We start from the raw sequence: 25,996 nt of genomic DNA, 5'->3' as shown, positions 1-25,996 counted from the left end.
TCTGGTTATAGAGTGAATTTCTTCAGGTGCCAGGCTTTTCGCTCAATGCCAGCTTGAGCCCGAAGCCGATGAACATGGCGCCTGCCGTGCGATCGAGCCAGTGCAGGCGCGGACGCAGCCAACCGGCACGCCGTGCCAGGCTCGATCCCATGTACACCCACAAGGCATTCACCGGAATGGCGTTGATATTGAACAGCAGCCCCAGCGCCGCAAAAGCCAGGCTCTTGTGGGCGTAATCGGGCGAAATGAACTGTGGAATGAAGGCGAGGAAAAAGATTGCAACCTTCGGGTTGAGCACATTGGTCCAGAAGCCGCCCCAGAAGATACGCGCCAAACTGATGGAGCCAGCCGAAATACCGGTCTCGCGCGCATCCTGCGCCAGCAGCTTGCTATCATTCTTGGCAAACAGGAGCTTGATGCCCATCCACATCAGATAGGCAGCGCCCAGCCATTTGAGCACGGTGAACGCAGTAGCCGAGGCTGCCAGTAGCGCCCCGACACCCAGCGCCGCTGCTGCCACATGCACCATGCATCCCGCCGTGATGCCAGCACTGGCCACCAACCCGGCACGCATGCCCTGCCGCGCCGCGTGGCTAACCATGTAGAACACATCGGGGCCAGGCGTGAGGTTGAGCAACCAGCCCGCAGCAACAAACATCAGCAACTGGTGCAACTCGATCATCAGCGCTGCTCCAGAAAGTTCTTCAGCATGGCGTGGCCATGCTCGGTCAGAATGCTTTCGGGGTGGAACTGCACACCCTGGATCGGTAGCGTCTTGTGGCGCACGCCCTGGATTTCACCGTCTTCACTGGTCGCCGTCACTTCCAGGCAATCGGGGCAGGTGCTGCGCTCGATCACGAGGGAGTGGTAGCGGTTGACGGTGAATTCCTCTGGCAGATCGGCAAACACGCCTTGCTGCGTGGTGTGGATGACACTGGTCTTGCCGTGCATCTGCTGAACCGCACGGATGACATTGCCGCCAAAGGCTGCGCCAATGGCCTGGTGGCCCAGGCACACCCCAAGAATGGGCAGCTTGCCTGCAAAGTGCTGGATGGCCTGCACGGAGATTCCCGCCTCCGCTGGACTGCAGGGCCCGGGCGATATCACCAGCCAGTCTGGTTGGTGGGCGGCAATCTCGTCGAGCGAGGTTTCGTCATTGCGCACCACGACCACATCGACGCCCAGCTCGCCAAAGTACTGGACGATGTTGTAGGTGAAGCTGTCGTAGTTATCGACCATCAACAGTTTTTTCATCGTCACTCCCTCGGTGTGCCGCCTGCCTGCAGGCGCGCCAGTTCACGGTGTTCATAGGCGATGTAGGTTTCCATCATCGCGCGGTAGATGGCCTCAATCACATCGGGCTGGCCCCCTTCCAGTGCCGCGCGCTCACGCACGCGGGCAACGATGGTTTCGATGCGCTCTTCGTCGCGCACCAGATCGGGGTTGTTCTTGACCTTGGCGGCCTGGGTCATGTAGCCGCCGCGCTCCACCAAGAGTGGCACCAGGATGTCGTCGAGCGCGTTTACATGGCGGCGCACGTCGGTCATGGTGTTGCAGTCTTGCACTTTGTCGATAGCGCGGGTCATTCCAGTCCTTCCTCTACGAGTTCGGCCGCGCGCAGCAGTGCACGCGCCTTGTGTTCAGTCTCTTTCCATTCCAGCTCGGGCACCGAATCGGCCACCACACCGGCTGCGGCCTGCACATACAGCATGCCGTCCTTGATCACGCCGGTGCGGATGGCAATGGCCAGATCCATGTCGCCGGCATAGCTCAGGTAACCACAGGCGCCGCCATAGATGCCGCGCTTGACGGGCTCTAGCTGGTCGATCACCTCCATCGCATGCACCTTGGGCGCGCCCGACAGCGTGCCCGCCGGGAAGGTGGCCTTGAGCACGTCCATGCTCGTCATGCCGTCTTTCAGAATGCCTTCGACATTGCTCACGATGTGCATCACATGGCTGTAGCGCTCCACCGCAAAGGCCTCGGTCACCTTGACGCTGCCGGTCTTGGCGATGCGGCCGATGTCGTTGCGCGCCAGATCGATCAGCATCACATGCTCGGCACGCTCCTTGGGATCGTTCACCAGCTCGTGCTCGGTTGCCCTGTCTTTCTCTGGCGTGGATGCGCGCGGGCGCGTACCGGCCAGCGGGCGGATGGTGATCTTCTGGCCCACACCGCCTTCATGCTCGACCTGCTCCTGCCGCACCAGGATCTCGGGGCTCGCCCCCACCACCTGGAAGTCGCCAAAGTGGTAGTAGTACATGTAAGGGCTGGGATTGAGCGAGCGCAGCGCCCGGTACAGCGAAAGCGGGCTTTCGGTGTAGCGCTTGTGGATGCGCTGCCCCACCTGCACCTGCATGAAATCGCCTGCCGCAATCATCTCCTTGGCCTCTTCGACGGCGCGCAGGTAATCCGCCTTGGCAAAGCTGCGCTCTGCCGGGTAGCTCTCTCCCGCACGGATGCGTGGCACGCTGACCGAATAGCGCAGTTGCTCCTTGAGCTGGCGCACGCGCTTCTTGGCCTTACTGTAAGCCTCGGCCTCGCCGGGGTTGGCGTAGACGATCAGGTAGAGCTTGCCCGAGAGGTTGTCGATGACGGCCACCTCCTCGCACTGCAGCAGCATGATGTCGGGCGTGCCCAGGGTATCGGGCGGGCAGCTGTTTTCGAGCTTCTTCTCGATGTAGCGCACCGCGTCGTAGCCAAAATAGCCTGCCAGGCCACCACAAAAGCGCGGCAGGCCCGCGCCCAGCGCGACCTTGAAGCGCTGCTGGTACGCAGCGATGAAATCAAGCGGATTGCCCTGGTGCGTCTCCACCACCTTGCCGTCGGTCACCACTTCGGTGTTGGCCGCAGCGCCAAACCCCGTCGCGCGCAGCAGGGTGCGCGCGGGCAGCCCGATGAAGCTGTAGCGGCCAAAGCGCTCTCCACCCACCACGGATTCCAGCAGAAAGCTGTGCTTGCCATCGTCATGCGCATGGCACAGCTTCAAATACAGCGATAGAGGTGTTTCGAGATCCGCAAACGCATCAGCGACGAGAGGAATGCGGTTGTAGCCTTGGTTGGCCAGACTTTTGAATTCGAGTTCGGTGATCACGAAGAATCGTCCCCAGCTTTGGCAGCGCACGCTGGATGTGTGCGTATCGTGCGCTGCAGTTCATCTTGGCGGCCATACCGGTCGGCATGGCCTCGGGCGCACGCTGGGGCGTGTCACCCAGCGGCAATCAAACAGACATGGTCGCAGGCTTACGCCAGGGCCAAGCTCCCCGGCCTGCGAGACCTGCAATGACTGCGTGATGGATGAACATGGGCTTTAGTGTAGCAAACCATTGGAGGCGCCAGTGCCAATTTCCCGCAAATGCCGGATATTGGCCCACGATGCGGCGTGATCGCGCTGTCAGGCAGCGTTGCAGATGCGCCAATCAGCGGCCACCGCCGCTGTCAAAGGCAACTGCCGCGCTGGCGTCGCCCCGCCGTAAGTGCTGTTGATGCACACGGGTGGGCGCCAGCGCTTTGAGCAGGCTTTGCATCAGCACGTGGGCCTTGGCGGTGTTGTCTTCCGAGAAGTTGCAGACGTACAGATCCAGCGACACACTGCCGCTTTCGGGCCAGGTGTGGATCGCCAGGTGTGACTCGGCCAGCAGCACCGTTCCGGTAACGCCCGCAGGTTTGTCGTTCATTGGCGGAAAGCTGTGCCAGCGCTGCGCCACCACGGTGAGGCCCGAACGCATGGTCTGGCCCACGCACAGCTGCGCCAGCTGTACCTGCTCCGTCAGTAGCGACGGGGCGCACTGGCATTGGTACAAATCGGCAGTCAGGTGCAATCCATCCATGGGGTAACAATGTAGTTTGGCAAGGGCGAAGGCGCGTCCAAAACCACCCTGCAGGCGGTTGGCAGCAGCGCCATCATAGCTGCAGGGCCTTGCTGGGCATGAATTGCATGCCAAGAGAACTTACCGCCAGCGCTACTCTCATGGGCGCGAAACATTCAAAATCGATAGCATTCAGCGTGTCAGTTCAGCCAGCGAATCCACATACCCGGCCGCCTGAACATTGCGGATTGGCTGGCCGTGGTTGTAGCCGTAGCTCACCAGCACCACGGGGCAGCCAGCGTTGTGCGCCGCTTCGGCATCGTTGCTGCTGTCGCCCACCATCAGCGTGGTGGCGGGCTGGCTGCCCAGGGCCTGGCAGGTCTTGAGGAGCGGCAGCGGATCGGGTTTTTTCCGCTCGAACGAGTCACCGCCAAAGACGCAGTCGAAATAATCACGCAGGCCCTTGGCCTTGAGCAGCGGCTCGGCAAAGGATAGCGGCTTGTTGGTCAGGCAAGCCATCTTCAGGCCGAGGTTGCGCATCTGGCGCAGGCCTTGCTCCACGCCGTCGTACACCCTGGAGAACCGGCCATTGATCGCCAGGTAGTGGTGCTGGTATTGCTCCCAGGCACGGGCATAGTAGTTGTCGATCTCTGTCGCAGCTGGTACGTGCCCTTGCCGCGACAGCACGTGCTGAAGCACCGACCGCAGCAGATTCTCCGATCCCTTGCCCACCATGGGCTCGATGGCTTGCGCATCAATCGCAGGCAGCTGCAGATCCGCCAGCATGCGGTTGAGGGCCTCGGCAAAATCGCCCATGGTGTCAACCATGGTGCCGTCCAGATCGACGATCACGGCTTCAATGGCACCGCCGTTGGGAAGAGGCAGCTTGGCAAGCGATACGGTCATGGCTTTCTTCGATATCAGCGCGTGAACTTTCCCATTCGGCAAGGCAAGCGGCCGAATAGTGCGAATCACGCATCAAAACAATAGCTATCAGCGCCCGCTGGGCAAGCGCTGGCAGCCGTTTTACCTATTTTCAGCGACTCAGGCCAGCGCCGTACGCATCTGGTCGATCACCGCCTTGTAATCTGGCTTGCCAAAAATGGCGCTGCCAGCCACAAAGGTATCGGCACCGGCATCGGCCACCTTGCGGATGTTGCTTTCCTTGATGCCGCCATCCACTTCCAGGCGAATATCCTTGCCGCTTGCCTCGATGCGCTTTCGGGCGGCCTCGATCTTGCGGAAGGTGTTGTCGATGAAGCTCTGGCCGCCAAAGCCGGGGTTCACGCTCATCAGCAGGATCAGGTCGATGTCTTCGATCACCCAGTCCAGAACATCAAGCGATGCGGCCGGATTGAATACCAGACCCGCCTTACAGCCCTGTGACTTGATGGCCTGTATGCTGCGGTGTACGTGGGTCGAGGCATCCGGGTGGAAGCTGATATAGTCAGCACCCGCCTCGGCAAAGGCGGCTGCCAGCGCATCGACGGGCTGCACCATCAGGTGCACATCGATGGGCGCAGGCTGTCCATTGGGCAGCACCGCGTGCGGCTTCAGGGCCGCGCATACCATGGGGCCAAATGTCAGATTGGGAACGTAATGGTTGTCCATCACGTCAAAGTGAATCCAGTCGGCACCGGCAGCCAGTACGGAGCGCACCTCTTCACCCAGGCGGGCAAAGTCTGCGGACAGGATCGAGGGGGCAATTCGGTAAGGGGAGCTCATCCCGTTATTGTCGCAGTTAGTATTTCCATATGCCAAAGCACCAGTTTGATGTCTCAGTGACACCGCAGTACATGCCCGAGCACTCGGCGCCTGAAGCCGGGGTCTACCAGTTCGCCTATACCATCACCATCCGCAACAGCGGCGCCACCGCTGCGCAGCTGATCGCGCGCCACTGGATCATCAAGGATGCCAGCGGCAAAGTGCAGGAAGTGCGTGGTCTGGGTGTGGTCGGCCACCAGCCGCTGCTGCAGCCCGGCGAATCCTTTCAGTACCAGAGCCAATGCCGCCTGGCCACCCCCCAGGGCAGCATGGAGGGCACGTATTTCTGCATCACCGAAGATGCCGATACCTTTGACTGCCCGATTCCCCGCTTTGTGCTCGATGCCACGCAGTACCCCGAGCAGGACGACGATCTGGCCCACGGACGGGTTCTGCACTGATGTTTGGCAAAAAAAAGCAAGACCGGCTGCCCGCCCTGCTGGCCAGCCTGAACCCCGATGCGCCGCTGGCCGAGCGCAACCTGTGGATCATCGAGGTGGCCGACTGGATTCGGGGCGAGCAGGTGTCGGTGGATGCGGCCGTTGCCCGCGTGGGCCAGCTCCTGGATGCGATGGAGGCCAAGCCCGAGCTGCGCCACAAGCTGCAGGCCTGGTGGGCGTGCCTGCTGCAGACTGTGGACCTGACGGCACTGCTGGCCGATTTCGGGTTTGCGCCACGCACCGCCTTCTTCAATGAGCTGGCCGAGCGCCTGCGCTGGAAGTTGCTGCCCTCGACGCCAGAGACAATCGACGCCACCGTGCTGTTCTCGATGGCGCTGCACACCCCGTTTGACGCGCAATGGCTCAAGGCACTGGATGCCAAGACGCTGGAGCGCATTGCCGCCCTGCTCTCGCCCGGTTTTGCGGCGATTGAAACACCTGTGGTGGTGCCCACCCAGATTGCCCAAAGCGATGTGCACGAAGGCGTCATCGCCGGGCAAGAGCATTACGGCAACCGGCTCTCGCCCTGGCAGATGCTGGTGCTCAACGCCGTCACTTACTGCGCCGGGCAGATTCTGGCCTCTGGTTTTACGCCCGAGCTGCGCCTGCGCATGAGCGGCAGCGCACAGAACACCCAGCCGTTCTACACCTTGATCAGCCATGTGGAAGAGCTGCGCAAGGCCATGCTGCACCACAGCCCCAAGGCCGCCGATGTTCTGGAGGCCGAGGTGAGCGTGCGCAGCAGTCTGGACGAATGCCGCGCTGCCGTGGCCTCGATCTACGAGCATTTCGAGGACAACGGCGTGTCGGTCGGCGTCGTCTTCCGCCTGCGCCAGCTGCGCATGCGCATTCTGCGCGTGCGTGAGCTGCTTGACTGCCTGCTGTCCGCCAACCCCAACACCATCACGGCCAAGCTGCTGGCCCATCTGGTGGTGGTGGGGCTGGAGCGCCAGAGCGTGCGCGCGCTGATCTCCTCCAACTCCTCGCTGCTGGCCTCCAAGGTGGCCGAGCGCAGCGCCGAGACGGGCGAACACTACATCACCCGCGACAGCCGCGAATACGCGCACATGGTTCGCAAGGCCGCAGGCGGCGGTTTCGTGATGGCCTTCACCACGCTCATCAAGTTTGCACTGCACGCGGTGGCACTGTCGGCCTTCTGGGGCGGCTTCATCGCAGGTATCAACTACGCCATCAGCTTCGTGCTGATCCAGCTGCTGCATTTCACGGTTGCCACCAAGCAACCGGCCATGACTGCTCCCGCCATGGCAGCCAAGCTCAAGGAATCGGGAAATACCGATGCCGGCATTGCTTCGTTTGTCGATGAGGTGAGTTACCTGGTGCGCTCGCAAGTGGCTGCGGTGCTGGGCAATGTGCTGGTGGTGTTCCCGACGGTACTGGTTCTGGCTCTGGCCTGGGCCTACGCCCATGGCACGCCGTTCATCGACAAGATCTATGCCATGCAAACCCTGCACTCCATCAGCCTGCTGGGGCCGTCGGTGCTGTATGCCGCCTTTACCGGTGTGCTGCTGTTCTCGTCGAGCATCATCGCCGGGTGGACGGAAAACTGGTTCGTGCTGCACCACATGGATTCGGCCATTCGCTACAACCCGCGCATCACCGGCCTTCTGGGCAAGGCACGAGCCGCGCGCTGGGCCCGCTTCATGCGGCGCAATATCTCCGGGTTTGCCTCCAATATCTCGCTGGGCTTCATGCTCGGGCTGATTCCGGTAACGGCGCAGTTCTTTGGCCTGCCCATCGACATCCGCCACGTCACCCTGGCGTCGGGCCAGGCAGCGGCGGCCGCCGCCAGCATGGGCCTGCAAGCCCTGCACTACCCCGGTTTCTGGCTGGCGATTGCAGCGTTGCCATTCATGGGCGGGTTCAATATTCTGGTGAGCTTTTACCTCGCCTTCCGCTTGGCGTTGCGCGCGCAGAACGTCAGCAATGTCGAGCGCTCGCACATCTACAAGGCGCTGACCAAACGCTTTTTCTCGCGCCCGATGAGCTTCTTGCTGCCACTGCGGCTGAGCAAGAGCGCAACGACAGAGCCCGTTGGAGGCCGATGACATGGCGCTGGGCGAATTCGATCTGATTGCCAGGTACTTCAAACGGCCGGTGCGCCGCGCCGTGCTGGGTATTGGTGACGACTGCGCCCTGCTCGCCCCTGCGCCCGGTCTGCAATTGGCCATCTCTTGCGACATGCTTGTACAGGGCCGCCACTTTTTCGCCGATGTGGACCCGCGTGCCCTGGGCCACAAGGCGCTGGCCGTCAACCTGAGCGACCTCGCTGCCAGCGGCGCCACCCCGCGCGCCTTCACCTTGGCGCTGGCTCTGCCACAGGTGGAAGAAGCCTGGTTGCAAGGCTTTGCCCAAGGCATGTTTGCGCTGGCCGACGCCCACGGCTGCGAATTGATTGGCGGCGACACCACGCAAGGCCCGCTCAACATCTGCATCACGGTATTCGGCGACGTACCCGCCGGGCAGGCACTGCTGCGCAGCGGTGCGCAGGCGGGCGACGATATCTATGTGAGCGGCAGCTTGGGCGATGCGCGGCTTGCGCTGGAATCCCTGCTCGGCCGCATCACCTTGCCCGCCCAAGCGCTGGCTGCCGCCCGTGAGCGGCTGGAACGCCCCACCCCACGCGTGGCGCTGGGCATGGCACTGCGTGGCATTGCCAGCAGCGCGCTCGATGTGAGCGATGGCCTGCTGGGTGATCTGTCGCACATCCTGCAGGCCAGCCAGGTGGGGGCCGAAGTTCACCTGGAAGCAACTACCCAGCTGATAGCTGCCAGCGCTCTATGGAAAAGCGCCACCGCCGGTTTTGACCAAAATCTCCTGCAACAGTGCACCCTCGCTGGCGGCGACGACTACGAACTGTGCTTTACCGCAGCCGCAAGCCTGCGTACTGCTGTACAGGCCGCCGCCATTGCGGCGCAGACTCCCGTCCACCGCATTGGCCGCATCACCGCCGAGCCCGGTTTGCGCGTACTGGATGCGCAAGGCCAGCCCGTCACGCCGCACTGGCGGTCGTTCGACCACTTCAAGACCTGAGGGCGCGACGAGGCCCGGAGCCTGCGGCGCGCCAGCAACCACGGCGGGCGCCAAGCCTGCTATCGTGGCAGCGGTACAGGAGACTCCATGCAACGCAAGCCTCGGCAATTCATGCAATTCATTCATCCCACCCCCATTACCCTGGCCACCGCCCTGGCCGCAGGGTGTGCCTCTGCATTGGCTGCGGACGTGGGCACACAGGTACTAGCTGGCGCCCAGGCACCCATCAGCCAGGTGGTGCTCTACCCCGGCGTGGCCGCGGTCGAGCGCACGGCCCGCATCAATGCAGGCACGCGGCAGCTTACATTTGAATGCCTGCCCGCGGCCATCGATGTGGCCAGCCTGCAAGTCAGCGCCGATGCCCAGGTTCGCATCGGAGATTACAAAACCCTGCTCCAACCGCGCGATGTGGCAGGCAAAAGCTGCGCCAGCCCGCTCGATACGCAGATCCGCGCGCTGGAAGACCAGCTTGCCGCGATCAACGCCGACTCCGGCGCGTCAACCCTGGTGGCCAGCTACCTGCAGGGCCTCACCCAGCCCGGCAGCGAAGGCAACAAGCCCACACCGCCCAGCCAGATTGGCGCCACCAGCGACGCCCTGCGCACCACCAGCCGCGACAACGCGCTGCGCGCCCACCAGCTGCTGCGCCAGAAAGAGCTGATCGAAGAACAACTCAAGCCGCTGCGCCTGGAGCGGGATCGCACCGGTGCACAACGTGCCCAGGTAATGCGCGTGACAGTGCAACTGGCCACCAACGCCGACGCCACCGTGCGCCTGAACTACCAGGTACGCGGCCCCAGCTGGCAGCCCAGCTACCGGGCGCAGCTCGATACCGCCAAGAACCAGGTGCAGCTGGAGCGCCAAGCCCTGGTGGTGCAGGCCAGCGGCGAAGACTGGAGCAATGTGCAGCTGACGCTGTCCACCGGCCAGCCTGGGCGCAACACGCAGGCCCGCCTGCCCCGCCCCTGGACGCTGGATGTACGCCAGCAGCGCGTGTATGAAGTCGCAGCAGCGCCTGCAGCGGCGCCAGCGCCAGCCCCCAGCTCGGTGACCTTGTTTGGCTCTGTGGACGCCAAATCCAGTGCACCATTGCCGGAGCTGGATGTCTCCAGCATCAATACCGCCTACAGCACGCAGTTTGTTGTGCCCTACAAGATCACCGTGCCCGCCAGCAGCGAACGCATCACCCTGTCGCTGGGCTCGGTGAACCAGCCGGTGAGCCTGATCACGCGCAGCACGCCAGCAGTGGAAGAAGCGGCCTATCTGGTTGCCACCTTGGCAGCGCCGCCCGGCGTGTGGCCTGCGGGCCCGGTGGCGCTGTTCCGCGACACGGCCTTCGTCGGCAATGGCCAGCTGGATTTTGGCAATGCCACAGCGCTGGCGCGCGGCCTGTCGTTTGGCCGCGATGACAGGATCAGCGTGCGCGAGTTGCCCTCCGAGCAGGACACAGGCAGTGGCGGCTTTCTGGCCAGCAAGACAGCACGCAAGGTGCTGCACCGCTACGCCATCACCAACCGGCATGACCGCGCCGTGCAATTGCAGGTGCTGGAGGCCGCACCGGTATCGCGCAACGACAAGATCACGGTCGCCTCCACCTACCGGCCCGAGCCGCGCAGCCCGCGCTGGCAAGACCAGGCCGGCATGGTGGAATGGTGGCAGCCGCTGGCTGCCGGCGACACGGCAGAGTTCAGCGCACAGCATGACATTCGCTATCCGCAGGACGTGTCCATCCAGGAAGATCGATAACCGCCAGCGCGTGCAGGCTTATCATTGGCGCCATGAGCGATACGCCAATTTCCACGCCGCATGCCACCCTGGCTGAATCTGCAAGCCCGATGCCGGCCCCGCGCAAAGCCGGCTGGGCGTTCATGCTGCAGAATCCGCTGCATTGGATTGCCATGGGCTTTGGCTCCGGCCTCAGCCCCAAGGCACCGGGCACGGTGGGCACCTTGTGGGCCTGGGTGGCTTATCTGGTGCTGCAGCTGTGGCTGACACCGCAGGCCATCGGCATTCTGATTGCGGTCTCCATTCCACTGGGCTGGTGGGCCTGCACGGCCACGGCCAGGAACATGGGCATTGCCGATCCGGGCAGCATCGTCTGGGACGAGGTGGTCGCCTTCTGGATCATCCTGTGGCTGGTGATGCCAGTGGGCTTCTGGGGCCAGCTCATCGCATTTGCGCTGTTTCGCTACTTTGATGCAGCCAAGCCCCAACCCGTGCGCTGGGCCGACCGCTGCTTCAAGGGGTTTGGCTGGGGCGGCGGCTGGGGCATCATGTGGGACGATCTGGTGGCCGCGTTCTGTACGCTGCTGGTCATTGCACTGTGGAGGCATTTTGTATGAGTACCGCTGCCTTGCTATCCAAAGATGCGCTGCCAACACATGAATACGTTGCGCAGCTCGCCCATGCCCTGATGCACAAGGGCTGGCTGATGGCAACTGCCGAGAGCTGTACCGGGGGCCTGATCGCCGGCGCCTGCACCGAGCGGCCCGGCTCCAGCCAATGGCTCGATTGCGGCTTTGTCACCTACTCCAACCGCGCCAAATCAGCCATGCTGGATGTGCCCGCGGCCCTGATTGCCGCCCACGGTGCGGTCAGCGAGCCCGTGGCCCGCGCCATGGCCCAGGGTGCAGTCGCGCAATCGCAGGCCCAGGTGAGCGTGGCCGTGACCGGAGTTGCCGGGCCCGATGGTGGATCAGCCGCCAAACCCGTGGGTACGGTGTGGTTTGGCTGGCAGGTGGACGGCAGGCTGCACAGCGAAGCCATGCATTTTGAAGGCGATCGCCACAGCATCCGCCAGCAGACCGTGCAGCACGCATTGCGCCGCCTGCTCGCACTGGTGGAAGCAGCGGACGCACACGCCGGGTAAGTCTTGTCCCACACCACGGTTACGCTTTGACCGATGGAATCGGCCCCGCTGCGGCGCGACACTAAACCATGACCGCATGTATGCAACAATGCCATCCGGCATGATCGCACGCAGCGCTTACGAGGAGTTCCGCATGAAAAAACTTGCAATCACCATCGCATCTGTTGTTCTGGCCGTATCGGGGCTGAGCGCATGCTCCAGCAACCCTACCAATGCACAAATCGGTACCGGCGTAGGCGCCGTGGCTGGTGGTGTACTGGGTGACGCGGTATTTGGCTCCACCCTGGGCACCATTGGCGGCGCCGCAGCAGGTGCCTATTTCGGCAACCAGGTGGGTGACAACATGGATGGCAAACGCCGCCGCTAAACACACCATGCACAGACAACAAAGCCGGGCTTGCCCGGCTTTGTTGTCTTTACCGCGCTGCCCGCCCCGGAGCCGCGCATCAGTTTTGTGACAAGGACAGAAAAATTCCGATCAGGATGATCGCGCACAGCACCGCAAACGCAATCTTCACCCAGCTGTAGGGCTGCTCGCCCGCAATCTGCCCGGTGTAGCCATTGGCCACGATCTGGTAGCTTTTGGCGCCATAGGTATAGCTGACGAGCCACACCGGCACCAGCACATGCTTGAAGGTGCGTCCCTGGTAGGCGCGCTGCACCTGCAGATTGCGATAGGTGTCGCCCGGCACCTGCTGCGCGCACAGCGACTGCACCTGCTGGTCCATATCGCCTTCGTTCACATCGGCAGCCCGGCGCAGATCCACCTGGTAGCGCTCCACCGTCCAGCCGCGCACAAACTCGGGCGAATAGGGTTTCAGATCGGTGGTCGTGGGAAAGGGCTCTACCTTGTGCAGCAGTGCGGGGTGTACGCCCACGGTGCCAGCCACCAATTCGTCATCGAAGAAATGCTGCAGGCTGCCCGCCGCAGGCTCCCAGCGCACATGCTGCACCTGGCGGGTGCTGATGTTGCCATTGCTGTCGCGGTACTGCTCGGTCGTGTAGTAGTAGTAACCGGCGTCTGCACGCCACTCGGCCTGCACATGGGCGTCGAACGTCCAGTACGGCAGGTAGATGCCTTTGAGCGTATCGGTCAGCGCCGCGCTCTTGAGCTTGTTCGGCGCAAACCAGCGGCTGCCATACCACTTGCGGATCAAATCGCGCACCTGGCCGTCGCTGATCTTGAATGGCAGCAGGCTTTGCGGCGTGATGGCGTCGTTGCGCTCTTCATGCGCCTGGATCGCGGGAGAGCCGCAGAAGTCACAGCGCGCAGCCACCCGGCCATCGACGAAAACCGAGATCGCCCGGCAGTTCTGGCACTGGTATTCGCGCCGCGCCTCTCCCCAGCCTCGGCCTGTGGCGGGGTTGGCCAGCGCCGCAGCCAGGTCTTGCTCGACAATGTCGCCGCCCAGCTGCTTTTGCTGCTCCTCGCTCCAGGGCACCACGGTGCCGCAGTAGGGGCACTTGAGCGATTGCGCCTTGGCATTCCACTCCAGATTGCCACCGCACTCGGGGCAGACATGCTTGGCCACCATCGTGGTCGAGGGCGGCGCAAATGGATCGGGGGCGGGGGGAGATGAATTCACAGTCAAATTCAACTTCAGCGCATAGCTACCATGTGCTGTCAGCTATCAAAACCATTGCAAATACAACACAGCATTCACCAGCAAGCACTGGTGAATGCTGAACCTGGGTATGCAATTACCCTCGCAGGAATTCGTTCAGCGATTCCTGCGAAATACGCCAGGCGCTGCCGATCTTGCGGCCCTTGAGCGCGCCCGATTCCAGCTCGGCCACGACATCCTGCACCGCCACCCCCAGCGCCTGCGCGGCCTGCTCGGGCGTCAGCACCTGCACGCCGCCACCGGCAGCGGGGGCCTGCGCTGCCTGGGCAGCCTGCGCTGCAGCGGGCGAGAAGGGATCGGTGGCAACGCCGCCTGCGGGCTGTTGCATGCCCTTCATCATTTCCTGCGCCATGCCAAAGCCCATGGCCATGGTAGCGGGAATGGTGGCAGCCGCGGCGCCTTCACCACCATTGGCCATGGCCTGGCCCATCTGGTACTTCACATAGTCGTTCAGGTTGCCGATGGCGCTCATCGACGAGCGCTTGTCGATGGCCTCTTCCACTTCGGGCGGCACCGACACGTTCTCCAGCAGGAAGCTGGTGATCTCCAGGCCGTACTTTTCGGTGACCGCGGGGTTGATCAGCTGCAGCAGCGCATCGCCCAGCTCGGAATAACGCTGCGCCACATCGAGCACCGGCACCTGGGCCTTGGCCAGGGCTTCGCTGAAGATGCTGACGATGCGCGAGCGCATGGTGTCGGCAAACTCGTCGATACGGAAGTTCTGGTCGGTACCTGCCACTTCCTTGAGGAACTTCGCCGGATTCACGATGCGGAAATCATAGGTGCCGAAGGCGCGCATGCGCACCACGCCGAAATCCTTGTCACGCATCATCACAGGGTTGGAGGTACCCCATTTGTTGCCGGTGAAAAGGCGGGTGTTGATGTAGTAGACATCGCACTTGAAGGGCGAGTTGAAGCCGTACTTCCAGCCGCGCAGCGTAGAGAGGATCGGGATGTTCTGCGTCGTCAGCTGATGGCGGCCGGGGCCGAACAGATCGGCAAACTGGCCTTCGGAGACAAACTGCACCTGCTGCGACTCGCGCACGATCAGCTGCGCGCCGTTCTTGATTTCCTTGTCCTCATCAGGCCAGCGGTACGACAAGGTGTCGCGCGAATCATCGGTCCACTCGATGATCTCGATCAGTTGCTTGGTGATGATGTTCATGAGGTTCATGGATGATCCTTGCTCTGTGAAAAGGAGAAAACCGGCCCATTTTAGAACGTGTTTGGCATCCCGGGCCAACCGGTGGCCCCACCGGGGGCTGCTCGCCCGCCACGCACCCGGCAGGGTTGCAGGGGCCGCACGGCAACGGGGGTCGGACCGATCCTACCGAGGTGCCGAGGCACGGCCTACAGGCTGCCACATTTGTTAACTTCTATCATCGATTGGCAGAGAAAGCACGGGGCCCTCCCCCCACAACCCATAACACATGTGCCGGCTTTCCCGCTCTTGCCTGCACATCGCTCTGCACCGGAAGGAGAGAGCATGTCTACATCGATCCCCACTTTGAGTCGCCGCCACTGGCTGTCCATGATTGGAAAGGCTGCTGGCGGCGGTGTCATGTACCAGGCCATGTCGTCGCTGGGCTACGCGCAGGAATCCAATTATCGTGGCCCGCTGGAGCTGTCCAAGGCCAAGCGTGGCGGGTCGGTGGTCATCCTCGGCGCAGGCCTGGCGGGCATGACGGCCGCCTATGAGCTGCGCGCTGCTGGCTACCGCGTGCAGGTGCTGGAGTTTCAGGAGCGATCGGGTGGCCGCTGCTGGACAGTGCGTGGCGGCGACAGCTTTACCGAACTTGGCGGCGCCAAACAGACCTGCAGTTTTGCCAAAGGCAACTACATCAACCCGGGCCCCTGGCGCGTGCCCTACCACCACTATGCCGTGCTGGATTACTGCAAGAAGTTTGGCGTCAGGCTCGAACCCTTCATGCAGGTGAACTACAACGCCCTGGTGCACAACAGCAAGGCCTTTGGCGGCAAGCCGCAGAAGTTCCGCGAGGTGCAGGCCGATGCCTATGGCTATGTGGCCGAGCTGCTGGCCAAGGCCACCAACCAGGGTGCGCTGGACCAGGCGGTGACCACGGAGGACAAGGAAAAACTGCTGGAGAGCCTGCGCGGCTGGGGGGCGCTCGACAAGGATTTCCGCTACGTGGCAAGCCATTCAGTGAGCAACCACCGGGGCTTCCAGATCGAGCCCGCCGGCGGGCTGATGCCGGTAGCGCAGTATTCGACGCCCATCGAGATGAGCAGCCTGCTCCAATCGGGCCTGTGGAACAAGATCAACGACGGCCATCTGATGGAGTTCCAGACGGCGATCTTCGAGCCCGTGGGCGGCATGGATGCCATTGCCAAGGGTTTCGAGAAGGAAGTGGGCAGCCTCGTGCGCCACAACTGCAAGGTCACCCGCATCGAGCAGAACGACAAGGGCGTGACCGTCACCTTCAGCGACACCAGGAAGGGAGGTGCCGCGCAGCAGGTCAAGGCCGACTGGTGCGTGTGCACGATTCCTGCGTCCATCCTGGCGCAGATCGATATCCAGGTGGGAGACGCGATGAAGCAGGCCATCCAGTCGCTGCCCTACGGCGCCTCGTTCAAGGTGGGGCTGGAGTTCAAGCGCCGCTTCTGGGAAGAGGACGAGCGCATCTATGGCGGCATCAGCTACACCGACCTGCCCATTGGCCAGATCTCCTACCCGTCCACCAACTTCTTCAGCAAGGGCCCTGCCGTGTTGCTGGGCGGCTACCAGTATGAAAACGCCCATGCCTATGCATACACCGCCATGTCACCCGCCCAGCGCATTCAGGCGGCTGTGGAGCAAGGCGCCCAGCTGCATGCGCAGTACCCCAAGGAATTCCTGAGCGGCTTTACGGTGGGCTGGCACCGTGTTCCCTGGATCAACGGCTGCTTTGGCCTATGGACCGATGCCCTGCGCGAGCAGCATTACAGGAATCTGTGCGAGATCGATGGCCGCATCGTGCTGGCGGGCGAGCACTGCTCGTACATCCCGGCCTGGCAGGAGGGGGCGATTCTCTCGTCGCTCGACGCCGTCAAGCGCCTGCACGACAAGGCCCAGGCAACGGCCTGAGCCGCTGATCCCCCCGAAACAGCACCGATGACACCCACGAGGATTTCACCATGAAAACCCTTGCATTCCTTCTTGCCGCAGGCGCTGCAGCCTGCGGCCTTGCCTACGCCCAGAGCAACCACGCCCCCACAGCCGAAGAGGTGAAGGCGCAATCGTCTGCAAACGGCCCGTTTGGCGGTTTCTCCGACAACAAGATCACGTTTTCGCAGCAGGGCGGCGAGAAGATCTACCAATCGCTGTGCCAGGGCTGCCACATGGTCAACGGCCAGGGTGCACAGGGCGCAGGCTTCTACCCTGCGCTGGCCAAGAACCCCAAGCTGGCGGCGGGCGCCTATCCGGTGATCGTCGTATCGCGCGGCCTGCATGGCATGCCCTCGTTTGCCAACCGGCTGACCGACGAGCAGATTGCCGACGTGGTCAACTATGTCCGCACGCATTTTGGCAATGACTACAAGGACGCCGTCAAGCCGGAAGATGTGAAGCCGATGCGCCCCGACGCCGCATCCTTCAATGATTCGTGGGGTTGATCCCCTCTGTTGCAACCATCCTCAACCCCAAGGAGACCATGACCCATGCCACCTTCCCAACACACGCCCTTGCGCACCTGGATGGCCTTGGCCGCCGCTGCGGCAGCCATCAGCACCCTGGCGGGCTGCGCCAGCTCTTCAATGGGCGACGGCCGCTCGCAGTCCGTGGTGCGCCACGGCATTCCGGGCTCCAACTTCCCCATCTCGAATGCCGTGGAAATACCGCCGGGCGCAACAACGGTGTACCTGTCTGGTCAGGTTCCGCCCGTGGTCGACGCCTCCAAGCCCGCCAATGACCCTGCGGCCTATGGCGGCGACACGCGCGCCCAGACCATTGGCGTGCTGACCACCATCGACAAGCAGCTCAAGGCCATGGGCCTGACCATGAAGGATGTGGTGAAGATGCAGGTCTTCCTGGTGGCCGACCCGGCCAAGGGCAACAAGATGGACTTTACCGGCTTCATGCAGGGCTATACCCAGTTCTTTGGCACGGCCGAGCAGCCCAATCTGCCCTCGCGCTCCGCCTTCCAGATTGCCGCGCTGGCCAACCCGGCCTGGTACGTGGAGATTGAGGTGACAGCGGTACGCATGCCCAAATAGGCACGGGATCACGGCAAGCGCCAGGCAAGCGTTGGCGCATACAAAAAGAGGCATTGCGTGCGCAATGCCTCTTTTTTCATAGCAATACGCGCTTAATCATCAAGCGCCGCAGCACTTTTTATACTTTTTTCCGCTGCCGCAGCTGCAGGGATCGTTGCGGCCGGGCACATCGCCTTTGATGACGGTGGCCTGGCGCGGGCCCATGCTTTTCCAGATCTGGCGCAGGTCATACACCGCCCAGATGGCTTCGCCAAAGGTTTCCACCCGCTCCTGGCTGGTGCTGGCGGGGCCGTTTTCGTCATACATGCAGACGGTGGGCGTGCCGGTGTCGTCCTCGGTCAGCGCCACCACGGAGTCAAGCGCGTCATTGAGCCAGCGCGCAGCGTCCTTGTCGCGTGGCGCAGCCCATTCCTCCGCCCAGTTTTCCACCACGAACATGAAGCCCAGCGCCCAGACCTGGCCGAACGACGGAATGTCCTGGCCTTCCATCTCCTTGCGCTCTTCCTCGGGCAAGCTGGCAACGGCGCCGCGCATGTCCATGGCATCGGGCTGGAAGGTGTCGTCCTCTTCCAGGCTCTTCACATCGGTGTCGAGCTGGGCCACCACTTCGGCCCAGCGAATGCTCCACAACGCCAGAAAACGGTCCTGCTGGGCGCGGTCGGCAAAGGCAGGCAGCACCGGCAGGCTGCCGTCAGCATTGCGCTCCAGCATTTCGCCATCGCCCACCAGCATGGGCAAAAACTCTTCCTCGGGCACGGCGCGGCGGGTGCAGACCAGGGCCGTGAGCACGCCATCGACAAATTCCCACTGCGGAATCTCTTCGGCGCGCTCGCGCATGTCGTCGAGCATCTGGTCGATCTCGGCCAGTTGGTCGTCGTTCAGTCCGGCGGGAATCTGGGGCTTGGTCATGGTGGTTCTCTCTAATACGGGTACCGCCCGAGCGCACTGCCCCTATGATGGGGCCTGGATTCGTAACAACAGCGCAATGGCAGATGGCCGCCGGGCAAGGAAGGGCCTGCAGTGTAGCGCCGCTACCGGCACTTTGCTGCGGCCCGGTTTTTGCCAGGCAACCCGACGGCTCTGCGCACGACACGCCCCATGAACCAGCTCAACAAGATTTTCCCCGTTCGTTACACCGTCATGGTGCTGTGCATGTTTTTGCTGCTGCTGGGCGTTGCTGCCCTGGTGGTGGACGGCAACCCCTGGTGGTGGCTGGCGGTAGCGGCCGGCGCCGCGCTGACCTTGCTCGGTGTCCATGACCTGCAGCAGACGCGCCATGCCATTTTGCGCAACTACCCGGTCATCGGCCATATGCGCTTTTTCCTGGAGTTCATCCGCCCGGAGATGCGCCAGTATTTCATCGAAAGCGACACCGAGGCCCTGCCGTTTTCGCGCGCGCAGCGCTCGCTGGTGTACCAGCGCGCCAAGGGCGACCCCGACAACCGCCCCTTTGGCACGCTGATGGATGTGGGCGCACGCGGCTATGAGTGGGTCAACCACTCGATGGCGCCCACCCGGCTCGATGGCCACGACTTCCGCGTCTGGATCGGCGGCTCGCCCGATGCGCCGTCGCCATCGGTGTCGCCCTGCACCCAGCCCTACCATGCGAGCGTGTTCAATATCTCGGCCATGAGCTTTGGCGCGCTGTCGGCCAATGCGATTCTGGCGCTGAACAAGGGCGCCAAGGTGGGCGGCTTTGCCCATGACACGGGCGAAGGCTCGATCAGCCAGCACCACCGCGTACACGGCGGCGACCTGATCTGGGAGGTGGCATCGGGTTACTTTGGCTGCCGCAACGACGATGGCACGTTCAGCGAAGAAAAATTCATCGCCAACGCCACGCAGCCGCAGGTCAAGATGATCGAGCTCAAGCTGAGCCAGGGCGCCAAGCCCGGCCACGGCGGCGTGCTGCCCGGCGCCAAGGTCACGCCGGAGATCGCCGCAGCGCGCGGCGTTCCCGTGGGCGTGGACTGCATCTCGCCCGCCAAGCACAGCGCCTTCAGCACGCCCGAGGAGATGATGCACTTCATCGCCCGGCTGCGCACCCTCTCGGGCGGCAAGCCCACCGGCTTCAAGTTCTGCCTGGGCCATCCCTGGGAATGGTTTGGCATCGTCAAGGCCATGCTCAAGACCGGCATCACGCCCGATTTCATCGTGGTCGATGGTGCCGAAGGCGGTACCGGCGCAGCGCCTGTGGAGTTCACCGACCACGTCGGCGTGCCGCTGCAGGAAGGCCTGCTGCTGGTGCACAACACCTTGATTGGCGTCAATCTGCGCGACCGCATCAAGCTGGGCGCCGCAGGCAAGGTGATCACCGCGTTCGACATCACCCGCATGATGGCGCTGGGCGCCGACTGGTGCAACGCGGGCCGCGGCTTCATGATGGCGCTGGGCTGCATCCAGGCCCAGACCTGCCACACCGGCAACTGCCCGACCGGCGTGACCACGCAGGATGCCGTGCGCCAGCAGGCGCTGGTGGTGCCCGACAAGGCCACCCGCGTGGCCCAGTTCCACAAAAGCACGCTGCACGCGCTGCAGGAGCTGGTGCAGGCCGCCGGGCTGCACCATCCCAGCGAGCTGAACGCCCACCACATCGTGCGCCGCATCAGCGATACCGAAGTGCGTCTGCTGTCCAACCTGCTGCTGCAGGTGCGCCCCGGCGCCCTGCTGGAAGACCTGGCGCACCAGCATGATGTCTTCCGCACCTACTGGCCGCTGGCCAGCGCAGAGAGCTTTCAGCCCGTAACGGCCCCCCAGGTCAAGCCTTCTGCACCGCGCGATCACCACGCCATGGCGCCGCAATCGGCAGGCACAATCTGATAGCTTGTTCCAGGCAGCCCGGCCAACTTGGCGATAATGCGCGGTTTGTACTCTGTTTGCGGCGCGGGGAAACGGTTTCCTCGCGCCACCCATTCCGCTGCGCATGACTGACTCCCTCTCTTTGCCGCACGCTGCACCGCCCGCCCCTGCAGGCGCCGCCACTGGCGCAGACTATGCGCAGTTTCTGCAGCAGCACCTGCCCCAGCAAAGCTTCAACGTGGTGCGGTACGAGTTGCCGGGCGAATCGGTCTGGTTGAAGAAGGCCGGCCCGCCGATTGCCGCCTGGCGCTACCGGGCGCTTGCCGTTGCCGCGCGCGTGCTCGATGTACCCGTGCTGCAACCCGTCATCAACCCCGGTGGGCGCGAGGCCCTGGCCACCGAAGTGCGGCGCCTGCGCGACCTGCATGCCCGTGGCCTGCGCGTGCCGCAGGTACTGGCCAGCAACCCGGACGGCTTTCTGATGCGTCACCTGGGCAAGCCCGGCATGCCCAGCCCGTCGCTCAGCGACGAGATCGAAGCGGCTGCCCGCGCAGCGCCGCAGGAAACCCTGCCCCTGTGGCAGCAAGGCTTTGCCGCCATGCAGCTGGTGCACGCCAGGGGCACCTGCCTGAGCCAGGCCTTTGCCCGCAACATGGTGCGCTGCCCGGATGGCGTCATCGGCTACATCGATTTCGAGGACGACCCGCTGGCCACCCTGCCGCCCGCGCTGTGCATCGTCAAGGACGCGCTGTGCTACGCGCATTCCACTGCACTCTTTCTGCGCAATGCAGGCACGCTGGAGGCTGCACGCACGCAGTGGCACAGCTGGCTCGCGCAAGCCGATCCTGCCGTGCAGAGCGCCATGGATCGCACCGTGCAGCAGATGCGCTGGGTCGCCAGGCTGCCTGACAGCCGCAAACTCGGCCGCGACGTATTGCGGCTGCGCGCCATGCATGGTTTGCTTCAAAAATAAGAGCGATCTGCGCTTTCTGGATGGACAATAGGACTCTATTTGGCGCCCAAGCAGCGCACAACAAAAAGGCCCGCCGTTTGAATGGCGGGCCTTTTTGTCTGTGGGCAGCAGGTAAAGCCTCTGCCCCTTTTCGCTCTCGGTATCAGTGCATACCAGTGCACATCAATGGGTCGCGGCGCGAATCGGCTCGTCGTCCGGATCCACGGCATTGGGATCATTCAGCACGGCATTGAGCTTGGTGTAATCCAGCGCGTTCTCCCAGCGAGACACCACCACGGTAGCGACGGCGTTGCCGATGAAGTTGGTGAGCGAGCGGCATTCGGACATGAAACGGTCCACGCCCAGGATCAGCGCCATGCCAGCCACCGGCACTTCGGGCACCACGGCCAGTGTTGCGGCCAGCGTGATGAAGCCCGCGCCCGTCACCCCGGCGGCCCCCTTGGACGAGAGCATCGCCACCAGAAGCAGCGCCAGCTGGTGCCCCAGGGTGAGGTGTGTATCGGTAGCCTGTGCGATGAAGAGCGCGGCCAGCGTCATGTAGATGTTGGTGCCGTCCAGATTGAACGAGTAGCCGGTAGGCACCACGAGGCCCACCACCGATTTGCTGCAACCGGCCCGCTCCATCTTTTCCATCAGCGCAGGCAGGGCCGATTCGGACGACGAGGTACCCAGCACCAGCAGCAGCTCGGCCTTCAGGTAACGGATCAGCTTGAGCACCGAAAAGCCGCACAGGCGCGCCACAGCACCCAGAATGACCAGCACGAACAGCAGCGAGGTGATGTAGAACGTGGCCACCAGCTCTGCCAGGTTCAGCAGCGAGCCCAGGCCGAACTTGCCGATGGTGAAGGCCATGGCACCGAACGCACCGATGGGAGCAGCCTTCATCACGATATGCACGATCTTGAACACAGGCGTGGTCAGCGCCTCGAAGAACTGCAGCACCGGCTTGCCACGGTCACCCGCCATAGCCAGGCCAATGCCAAACAGCACTGCCACAAACAGCACCTGCAGAATGTTGTCGCCGACAAAGGGGCTGGCCAGGGTCTTGGGGATGATGTCCATCAAGAAACCGGTGACCGTCATGTCATGCGTCTTGGCCACATAGGAATTGACTTCCTTCTGGTCCAGATCGGCCACGTTGATGTGCATGCCCGAGCCCGGCTGCATGGTGTTGGCCACCACCAGGCCCACGATCAGCGCCAGCGTGGAGAAGAACAGGAAGTACGCCATGGCCTTGCCGAACACGCGGCCCACGGTGCTCAGGTGCGTCATGTTGGCGATGCCGGTGACGATGGTCAGAAAGATCACCGGAGCGATGATCATCTTCACCAGCTTGATGAAGGCGTCGCCCAGCGGCTTGAGCGACGCGCCATACTGGGGCTCGAAATACCCGAGCAGCACGCCCAGGATGATGGCAATAATCACCTGAAAGTACAGGCTGCGGTAGAACGGCGGGTGCGCCACGGGCGCGGCAGGCGTAGATGGGATCTGCATGGTGTCTCCGGGATTCATGCACCGGGGAGGTGCGCTGAGGCGGGTTTGTATCGCAGCCCATGCCAGCTGCCCATTACACATTAGTATTAGGCTGCGCCGCTCCCGAGCTATGGAAAAATGCGACCAAGGGAAAACACCTAGCTCCCGGCGACCGCCATTTCGCGTTTTGCCTTTCGCACCCATGCCTTTGCACCGACCCATCCACCCTGTCTGGACCTTGTGCGCCGTGCTGCTGACCACGGCAGGGGCGGCTACGCTGGCAGGGCGCTGGATGCTGCAGCACAGTCTGGCCGAAGAGAACCTGCTCGCCCACCGCCAGGTAAGCCTGTACGCCCAGGCGCTGACCCAGCGCATCGACCGCTACCGAGCCCTGCCCGATGTGCTGGCGCTGGATTCCGAACTGCGCGCCGCCCTGGTCTCGCCCCCAGCGGCGCAGGAGATACTGCAGCTCAACCAGAAGCTGGAGCGCGCCAATGGCGCCAGCCAGGCCTCCACACTCACCCTCATCAACCAGACCGGCATCGCGGTGGCCGCCAGCAACTGGCAGACCCCGCACAGCAATGTGGGCGAGAACTACAGCTTCCGCCCCTATGTGCAGCAGGCGCTGCAGCAGGACAAGGGCAGTTTCTACGGCATTGGCGTCACCACGGGCGAAGCGGGCTACTTTCTCTCGCGTGGCATCCACGATGCAGCAGACCGCATCGTGGGATTGATTGTCATCAAGATCGCCCTGCAGGAGCTGGAGCGTGAATGGATACAGACGCCCGACACCGTGTTTGCCACCGATGCCAACGGTGTCGTGTTTCTCTCCAGTGATCCGGCCTGGCGGTACCGGCTGCTCTACCCGCTCAGCCCCGCCGCGCAGCAGGCCATTGAACGCACCCAGCAATACGGCAGCGAAACCCTGCAGCCGCTGCAGATGCGCACCATGCAGCACCTGGACCAAGGCGGCGAACTGGTGCACTGGCAGACCCCGGCGCTGGGCGACAAACTGCTGCAGGCGGTGGACCTGCCTGAGACCCGTTGGCAGCTGCACATCGTCCACGACGTCAACAGCAGCCACGCGGCGGCCTGGTGGGCCGCCTCGGCAGCGGGCGGCGCGTGGCTGGCACTGGCGCTGCTGGTGCTGTATGTACGCCAGCGCCAGCGCCTGTCTGCCCTGCGCCAGCGCAGCCGGGAAGAGCTCGAAGCCCTGCTGCAGCAGCATGCGCAGGAGTTGCGCACCGCGCAGGACGGCATCGTGGCAGCCGCCAAACAGGCCGATGCGGGCAAAAGCCAGAGCCTGGAGCATCTGCCCCAGGGCGTGATCGTGGTCGATGCCGCGCTGCGCCTCGTGGCCTGGAACTCACGCTACCGCGAACTCTTCCGCCTGCCTGCAGGCATGCTGAAAGTGGGCATGCCGGTGGAAGAGCTCTACCGCTTCAACGCCCGACGCGGTCTGCTGGGCCACGGCCAGCAAAGCGGCAGCGAGCTGGACGATGCCATCGAGCGGCGCATGCAGTACCTGCGTAGCGGCTTGCCGCACGCCCGCGAGAGCGAAAAGGCCGACGGCACCGTGCTCGAAATACGCGGCAACCCCCTGCCGGGCGGCGGCTTTGTTACCAGCTACGCCGACATCACCAGCTACAAGAACGCCGCGCGCGAGCTGCGCTCGCTGGCCGACGCGCTGGAAAAGCGCATTGCCGACCGCACGCAAGACCTGGCCGAAGCCAAGCGCGAGGCCGAGCAGGCCAACCGCTCCAAATCGAAGTTCGTCGCCGCAGCGGTGCACGACCTGCTCCAGCCGCTCAACGCAGCGCGCGTGTTCGCATCCCTGCTGCGCCAGCATGTGCAGGATGGCGCAGCGCTCAAGATTGCCAGCCAGGTTGAAGGCGCGCTGGCCGCGCAGGACGATATCCTGGGCAGCCTGCTCGATCTCTCACGCATGGAATCGGGCCAGCTGGAAGTGCGCTGGGCCGATTTTGCCCTGCAGCCCCTGCTGCTGCAGCTGGGCAACAACCTGGGCGTGATTGCGCAGGAGCACGGCCTTGCGCTGCATGTGGTGGCCAGCCAGGCCACCGTGCACAGCGACCCGGTGCTGCTGCGGCGCATTGTGCAGAACCTCGTCTCCAACGCCATCCGCTACACCCGGCGCGGCAAGATCGTGCTGGGCTGCCGCCGCAGCGGCTCCCATGTGCGCATTGAAGTGCATGACCAGGGGCCGGGCATTCCCGAGAGCCTGCAGACCGAGATCTTCGAGGAATTTCGCCGCCTGGAAACCGGCCACCAGCACGACCGAGGTGCCGGCCTGGGCCTGGCCATCGTGCAGCGCCTGGGCAAGCTGCTGGGGCATGAGATCGGCCTGCGCTCGGAGCTGGGGCGCGGCAGCGTGTTCTGGGTCAGCGTTCCGCTCGCCCAGGCCGCCGCCAGCATGGCGCCTGTGGTGCAGACGCAGCAGCAGGAAGCGCTGCAGCAAGACGCACCACTGCAAGGCGCCAGCGCCTGGTGCATCGACGAAAGCGCCGAGGCCAGCGCAGCGCTGGCCGCACTGCTGCAGCGCTGGGGCTGCAGCGTTCCGCTGGCGGGCAATGCACAGGCTGCATTGGAAGCGTTGAAAATTGCTGCGCCGCAGCAAACACCGCAACAGGCGCCCCACTTGCTGCTGCTGGGCGCACACGCCGCTGCCGCCCCGGTGCAGGATCTGTACCAGCGGCTGTGCCAGGCCTGGGGCGGGCGACCGCAGACCATTCTGGTGGGCGATGAACACGATGCCGCACTGCGCCGCCTGGCTGCCGACCGTGGCTGGGGCTTTCTGCGCACCCCTGTACGCCCAGCCGCACTGCGCGCACTGGCCAGCCAGATGCTGCTGCGGCGGGGCGATGCCTCCGACACCAGCGATACAGCCGATACCCAAGCGCCTGCACAAAAACACTGAAAATACGTTGGCAGTTTGCACCCGCCAATGCCTGTATAACTCCACG

At 63.6% G+C, this 25,996-nt stretch carries 24 protein-coding genes; 13 read left to right on the top strand and 11 right to left on the bottom strand.

All coding sequences use genetic code 11. From position 1 onward, the window contains the following. Positions 1-22: 22 nt before the first annotated feature. From HNP33_RS03575 to rpe, 7 genes are all read right to left on the bottom strand, one after another. Positions 23-682: a LysE family translocator gene (locus tag HNP33_RS03575; RefSeq protein ID WP_184705367.1), complete on the bottom strand. Its 660-nt coding sequence runs from the start codon at positions 680-682 to the stop codon at positions 23-25. Further along, a complete protein-coding gene (locus HNP33_RS03570) occupies positions 682-1,254 on the bottom strand; it encodes an anthranilate synthase component II (protein ID WP_184705365.1) in 573 nt (190 codons plus the stop codon). Before HNP33_RS03570 ends, HNP33_RS03575 begins: the two co-directional genes overlap by 1 nt. A 2-nt stretch (positions 1,255-1,256) precedes the next feature. After that, positions 1,257-1,586 carry a chorismate mutase gene (locus HNP33_RS03565; protein WP_184705363.1) on the bottom strand — a complete coding sequence of 110 codons (330 nt, stop codon included), beginning with the start codon at positions 1,584-1,586 and terminating at the stop codon, positions 1,257-1,259. After that, a complete protein-coding gene (gene trpE / locus HNP33_RS03560) occupies positions 1,583-3,094 on the bottom strand; it encodes an anthranilate synthase component I (RefSeq protein WP_184705361.1) in 1,512 nt (503 codons plus the stop codon). Before trpE ends, HNP33_RS03565 begins: the two co-directional genes overlap by 4 nt. 325 nt (positions 3,095-3,419) lie before the next feature. After that, positions 3,420-3,830 (bottom strand): adenosylmethionine decarboxylase, encoded by a 411-nt coding sequence (gene speD / locus HNP33_RS03555; protein ID WP_184705359.1) that lies wholly within the window; start codon positions 3,828-3,830, stop codon positions 3,420-3,422. Between the two features lie 171 nt (positions 3,831-4,001). Then, a complete protein-coding gene (gene gph, locus HNP33_RS03550; protein ID WP_184705357.1) occupies positions 4,002-4,715 on the bottom strand; it encodes a phosphoglycolate phosphatase in 714 nt (237 codons plus the stop codon). Between the two features lie 138 nt (positions 4,716-4,853). Beyond that, positions 4,854-5,534: a ribulose-phosphate 3-epimerase gene (rpe, locus tag HNP33_RS03545; RefSeq protein WP_184705355.1), complete on the bottom strand. Its 681-nt coding sequence runs from the start codon at positions 5,532-5,534 to the stop codon at positions 4,854-4,856. Between the two features lie 29 nt (positions 5,535-5,563). On the opposite strand from rpe, the gene apaG reads away from it, so the two are divergent. The 7 genes from apaG to HNP33_RS03510 all read left to right on the top strand — a co-directional run bounded on the left by apaG (position 5,564) and on the right by HNP33_RS03510 (position 12,300). Next, entirely contained in the window at positions 5,564-5,974 is a 411-nt protein-coding gene (gene apaG / locus HNP33_RS03540; protein WP_184705353.1) for a Co2+/Mg2+ efflux protein ApaG, read from the top strand. Continuing rightward, the gene (locus HNP33_RS03535; RefSeq protein ID WP_184705351.1) at positions 5,974-8,079 is read left to right on the top strand and encodes a site-specific recombinase; all 2,106 of its coding nucleotides are present in this window, start codon (positions 5,974-5,976) and stop codon (positions 8,077-8,079) included. The genes apaG and HNP33_RS03535 overlap by 1 nt, the downstream gene beginning before the upstream one ends. 7 nt (positions 8,080-8,086) lie before the next feature. Beyond that, complete coding sequence (gene thiL / locus HNP33_RS03530; protein WP_184705717.1) at positions 8,087-9,064, top strand: thiamine-phosphate kinase; 978 nt, start codon at positions 8,087-8,089, stop codon at positions 9,062-9,064. Positions 9,065-9,151: 87 nt separating this feature from the next. Next, the gene (locus tag HNP33_RS03525) at positions 9,152-10,810 is read left to right on the top strand and encodes a DUF4139 domain-containing protein (RefSeq protein WP_233464340.1); all 1,659 of its coding nucleotides are present in this window, start codon (positions 9,152-9,154) and stop codon (positions 10,808-10,810) included. 89 nt (positions 10,811-10,899) lie between these two features. Beyond that, positions 10,900-11,406, top strand: coding sequence for a phosphatidylglycerophosphatase A (locus HNP33_RS03520; RefSeq protein WP_233464370.1), 507 nt, complete (start codon positions 10,900-10,902; stop codon positions 11,404-11,406). After that, positions 11,403-11,933 (top strand): CinA family protein, encoded by a 531-nt coding sequence (locus HNP33_RS03515; protein WP_184705347.1) that lies wholly within the window; start codon positions 11,403-11,405, stop codon positions 11,931-11,933. Before HNP33_RS03520 ends, HNP33_RS03515 begins: the two co-directional genes overlap by 4 nt. Positions 11,934-12,066: 133 nt before the next feature. Then, positions 12,067-12,300 carry a glycine zipper domain-containing protein gene (locus HNP33_RS03510; RefSeq protein ID WP_184705345.1) on the top strand — a complete coding sequence of 78 codons (234 nt, stop codon included), beginning with the start codon at positions 12,067-12,069 and terminating at the stop codon, positions 12,298-12,300. 79 nt (positions 12,301-12,379) lie between these two features. On the opposite strand, the gene HNP33_RS03505 is transcribed toward HNP33_RS03510, so the two are convergent. Next, complete coding sequence (locus HNP33_RS03505; RefSeq protein WP_184705712.1) at positions 12,380-13,468, bottom strand: TFIIB-type zinc ribbon-containing protein; 1,089 nt, start codon at positions 13,466-13,468, stop codon at positions 12,380-12,382. 166 nt (positions 13,469-13,634) lie between these two features. Then, a complete protein-coding gene (locus HNP33_RS03500) occupies positions 13,635-14,732 on the bottom strand; it encodes an SPFH and helix-turn-helix domain-containing protein (RefSeq protein ID WP_184705343.1) in 1,098 nt (365 codons plus the stop codon). 312 nt (positions 14,733-15,044) lie between these two features. On the opposite strand from HNP33_RS03500, the gene HNP33_RS03495 reads away from it, so the two are divergent. Genes HNP33_RS03495 through HNP33_RS03485 form a run of 3 tightly spaced genes read left to right on the top strand, consistent with a single transcriptional unit; the run spans position 15,045 to position 17,770 of the window. Beyond that, complete coding sequence (locus tag HNP33_RS03495; RefSeq protein WP_221451978.1) at positions 15,045-16,643, top strand: flavin monoamine oxidase family protein; 1,599 nt, start codon at positions 15,045-15,047, stop codon at positions 16,641-16,643. A gap of 50 nt (positions 16,644-16,693) precedes the next feature. Continuing rightward, the gene (locus HNP33_RS03490) at positions 16,694-17,170 is read left to right on the top strand and encodes a c-type cytochrome (RefSeq protein ID WP_184705341.1); all 477 of its coding nucleotides are present in this window, start codon (positions 16,694-16,696) and stop codon (positions 17,168-17,170) included. 45 nt (positions 17,171-17,215) lie between these two features. Then, positions 17,216-17,770: a RidA family protein gene (locus tag HNP33_RS03485; protein WP_233464339.1), complete on the top strand. Its 555-nt coding sequence runs from the start codon at positions 17,216-17,218 to the stop codon at positions 17,768-17,770. A gap of 99 nt (positions 17,771-17,869) precedes the next feature. Here HNP33_RS03485 and HNP33_RS03480 read toward each other — a convergent pair whose 3' ends face one another. After that, positions 17,870-18,679 (bottom strand): UPF0149 family protein, encoded by an 810-nt coding sequence (locus tag HNP33_RS03480; protein WP_184705339.1) that lies wholly within the window; start codon positions 18,677-18,679, stop codon positions 17,870-17,872. Between the two features lie 189 nt (positions 18,680-18,868). Here HNP33_RS03480 and HNP33_RS03475 point away from each other — a divergent pair, with 189 nt between their 5' ends. Together HNP33_RS03475 and HNP33_RS03470 are read left to right on the top strand one after the other, a co-directional pair. Next, the gene (locus HNP33_RS03475; RefSeq protein WP_184705336.1) at positions 18,869-20,590 is read left to right on the top strand and encodes an FMN-binding glutamate synthase family protein; all 1,722 of its coding nucleotides are present in this window, start codon (positions 18,869-18,871) and stop codon (positions 20,588-20,590) included. Positions 20,591-20,693: 103 nt separating this feature from the next. Next, on the top strand, positions 20,694-21,542 hold the full coding sequence (locus HNP33_RS03470) for an RIO1 family regulatory kinase/ATPase (protein ID WP_184705334.1): 849 nt from the start codon (positions 20,694-20,696) through the stop codon (positions 21,540-21,542). Between the two features lie 162 nt (positions 21,543-21,704). Here the strand turns inward: HNP33_RS03470 and HNP33_RS03465 are convergent, their stop codons facing one another. Next, positions 21,705-23,036, bottom strand: coding sequence for a dicarboxylate/amino acid:cation symporter (locus tag HNP33_RS03465; RefSeq protein ID WP_184705332.1), 1,332 nt, complete (start codon positions 23,034-23,036; stop codon positions 21,705-21,707). Between the two features lie 181 nt (positions 23,037-23,217). Between HNP33_RS03465 and HNP33_RS03460 the strand changes: the two genes are divergently transcribed. Next, positions 23,218-25,950 carry a PAS-domain containing protein gene (locus HNP33_RS03460; RefSeq protein ID WP_184705330.1) on the top strand — a complete coding sequence of 911 codons (2,733 nt, stop codon included), beginning with the start codon at positions 23,218-23,220 and terminating at the stop codon, positions 25,948-25,950. The last annotated feature ends 46 nt before the right edge of the window (positions 25,951-25,996 follow it).

Origin of the sequence: Comamonas odontotermitis (genome assembly GCF_014207855.1) — a bacterium.
Lineage (GTDB): Bacteria > Pseudomonadota > Gammaproteobacteria > Burkholderiales > Burkholderiaceae_C > Comamonas > Comamonas odontotermitis_A.
This window is presented reverse-complemented; position numbering and strand designations above follow the sequence as displayed.

What these genes read in the sequence shown, in the direction of transcription:
- HNP33_RS03575 (WP_184705367.1), bottom strand. Translation starts at nt 682, where the DNA reads ATGATCGAGTTGCACCAGTTGCTGATGTTTGTTGCTGCGGGCTGGTTG.
- HNP33_RS03570 (WP_184705365.1), bottom strand. Translation starts at nt 1,254, where the DNA reads ATGAAAAAACTGTTGATGGTCGATAACTACGACAGCTTCACCTACAAC.
- HNP33_RS03565 (WP_184705363.1), bottom strand. Translation starts at nt 1,586, where the DNA reads ATGACCCGCGCTATCGACAAAGTGCAAGACTGCAACACCATGACCGAC.
- speD (WP_184705359.1), bottom strand. Translation starts at nt 3,830, where the DNA reads ATGGATGGATTGCACCTGACTGCCGATTTGTACCAATGCCAGTGCGCC.
- gph (WP_184705357.1), bottom strand. Translation starts at nt 4,715, where the DNA reads ATGACCGTATCGCTTGCCAAGCTGCCTCTTCCCAACGGCGGTGCCATT.
- rpe (WP_184705355.1), bottom strand. Translation starts at nt 5,534, where the DNA reads ATGAGCTCCCCTTACCGAATTGCCCCCTCGATCCTGTCCGCAGACTTT.
- apaG (WP_184705353.1), top strand. Translation starts at nt 5,564, where the DNA reads ATGCCAAAGCACCAGTTTGATGTCTCAGTGACACCGCAGTACATGCCC.
- HNP33_RS03535 (WP_184705351.1), top strand. Translation starts at nt 5,974, where the DNA reads ATGTTTGGCAAAAAAAAGCAAGACCGGCTGCCCGCCCTGCTGGCCAGC.
- HNP33_RS03525 (WP_233464340.1), top strand. Translation starts at nt 9,152, where the DNA reads ATGCAACGCAAGCCTCGGCAATTCATGCAATTCATTCATCCCACCCCC.
- HNP33_RS03520 (WP_233464370.1), top strand. Translation starts at nt 10,900, where the DNA reads ATGCCGGCCCCGCGCAAAGCCGGCTGGGCGTTCATGCTGCAGAATCCG.
- HNP33_RS03515 (WP_184705347.1), top strand. Translation starts at nt 11,403, where the DNA reads ATGAGTACCGCTGCCTTGCTATCCAAAGATGCGCTGCCAACACATGAA.
- HNP33_RS03510 (WP_184705345.1), top strand. Translation starts at nt 12,067, where the DNA reads ATGAAAAAACTTGCAATCACCATCGCATCTGTTGTTCTGGCCGTATCG.
- HNP33_RS03505 (WP_184705712.1), bottom strand. Translation starts at nt 13,468, where the DNA reads ATGGTGGCCAAGCATGTCTGCCCCGAGTGCGGTGGCAATCTGGAGTGG.
- HNP33_RS03500 (WP_184705343.1), bottom strand. Translation starts at nt 14,732, where the DNA reads ATGAACCTCATGAACATCATCACCAAGCAACTGATCGAGATCATCGAG.
- HNP33_RS03495 (WP_221451978.1), top strand. Translation starts at nt 15,045, where the DNA reads ATGTCTACATCGATCCCCACTTTGAGTCGCCGCCACTGGCTGTCCATG.
- HNP33_RS03490 (WP_184705341.1), top strand. Translation starts at nt 16,694, where the DNA reads ATGAAAACCCTTGCATTCCTTCTTGCCGCAGGCGCTGCAGCCTGCGGC.
- HNP33_RS03485 (WP_233464339.1), top strand. Translation starts at nt 17,216, where the DNA reads ATGCCACCTTCCCAACACACGCCCTTGCGCACCTGGATGGCCTTGGCC.
- HNP33_RS03480 (WP_184705339.1), bottom strand. Translation starts at nt 18,679, where the DNA reads ATGACCAAGCCCCAGATTCCCGCCGGACTGAACGACGACCAACTGGCC.
- HNP33_RS03475 (WP_184705336.1), top strand. Translation starts at nt 18,869, where the DNA reads ATGAACCAGCTCAACAAGATTTTCCCCGTTCGTTACACCGTCATGGTG.
- HNP33_RS03470 (WP_184705334.1), top strand. Translation starts at nt 20,694, where the DNA reads ATGACTGACTCCCTCTCTTTGCCGCACGCTGCACCGCCCGCCCCTGCA.
- HNP33_RS03465 (WP_184705332.1), bottom strand. Translation starts at nt 23,036, where the DNA reads ATGCAGATCCCATCTACGCCTGCCGCGCCCGTGGCGCACCCGCCGTTC.
- HNP33_RS03460 (WP_184705330.1), top strand. Translation starts at nt 23,218, where the DNA reads ATGCCTTTGCACCGACCCATCCACCCTGTCTGGACCTTGTGCGCCGTG.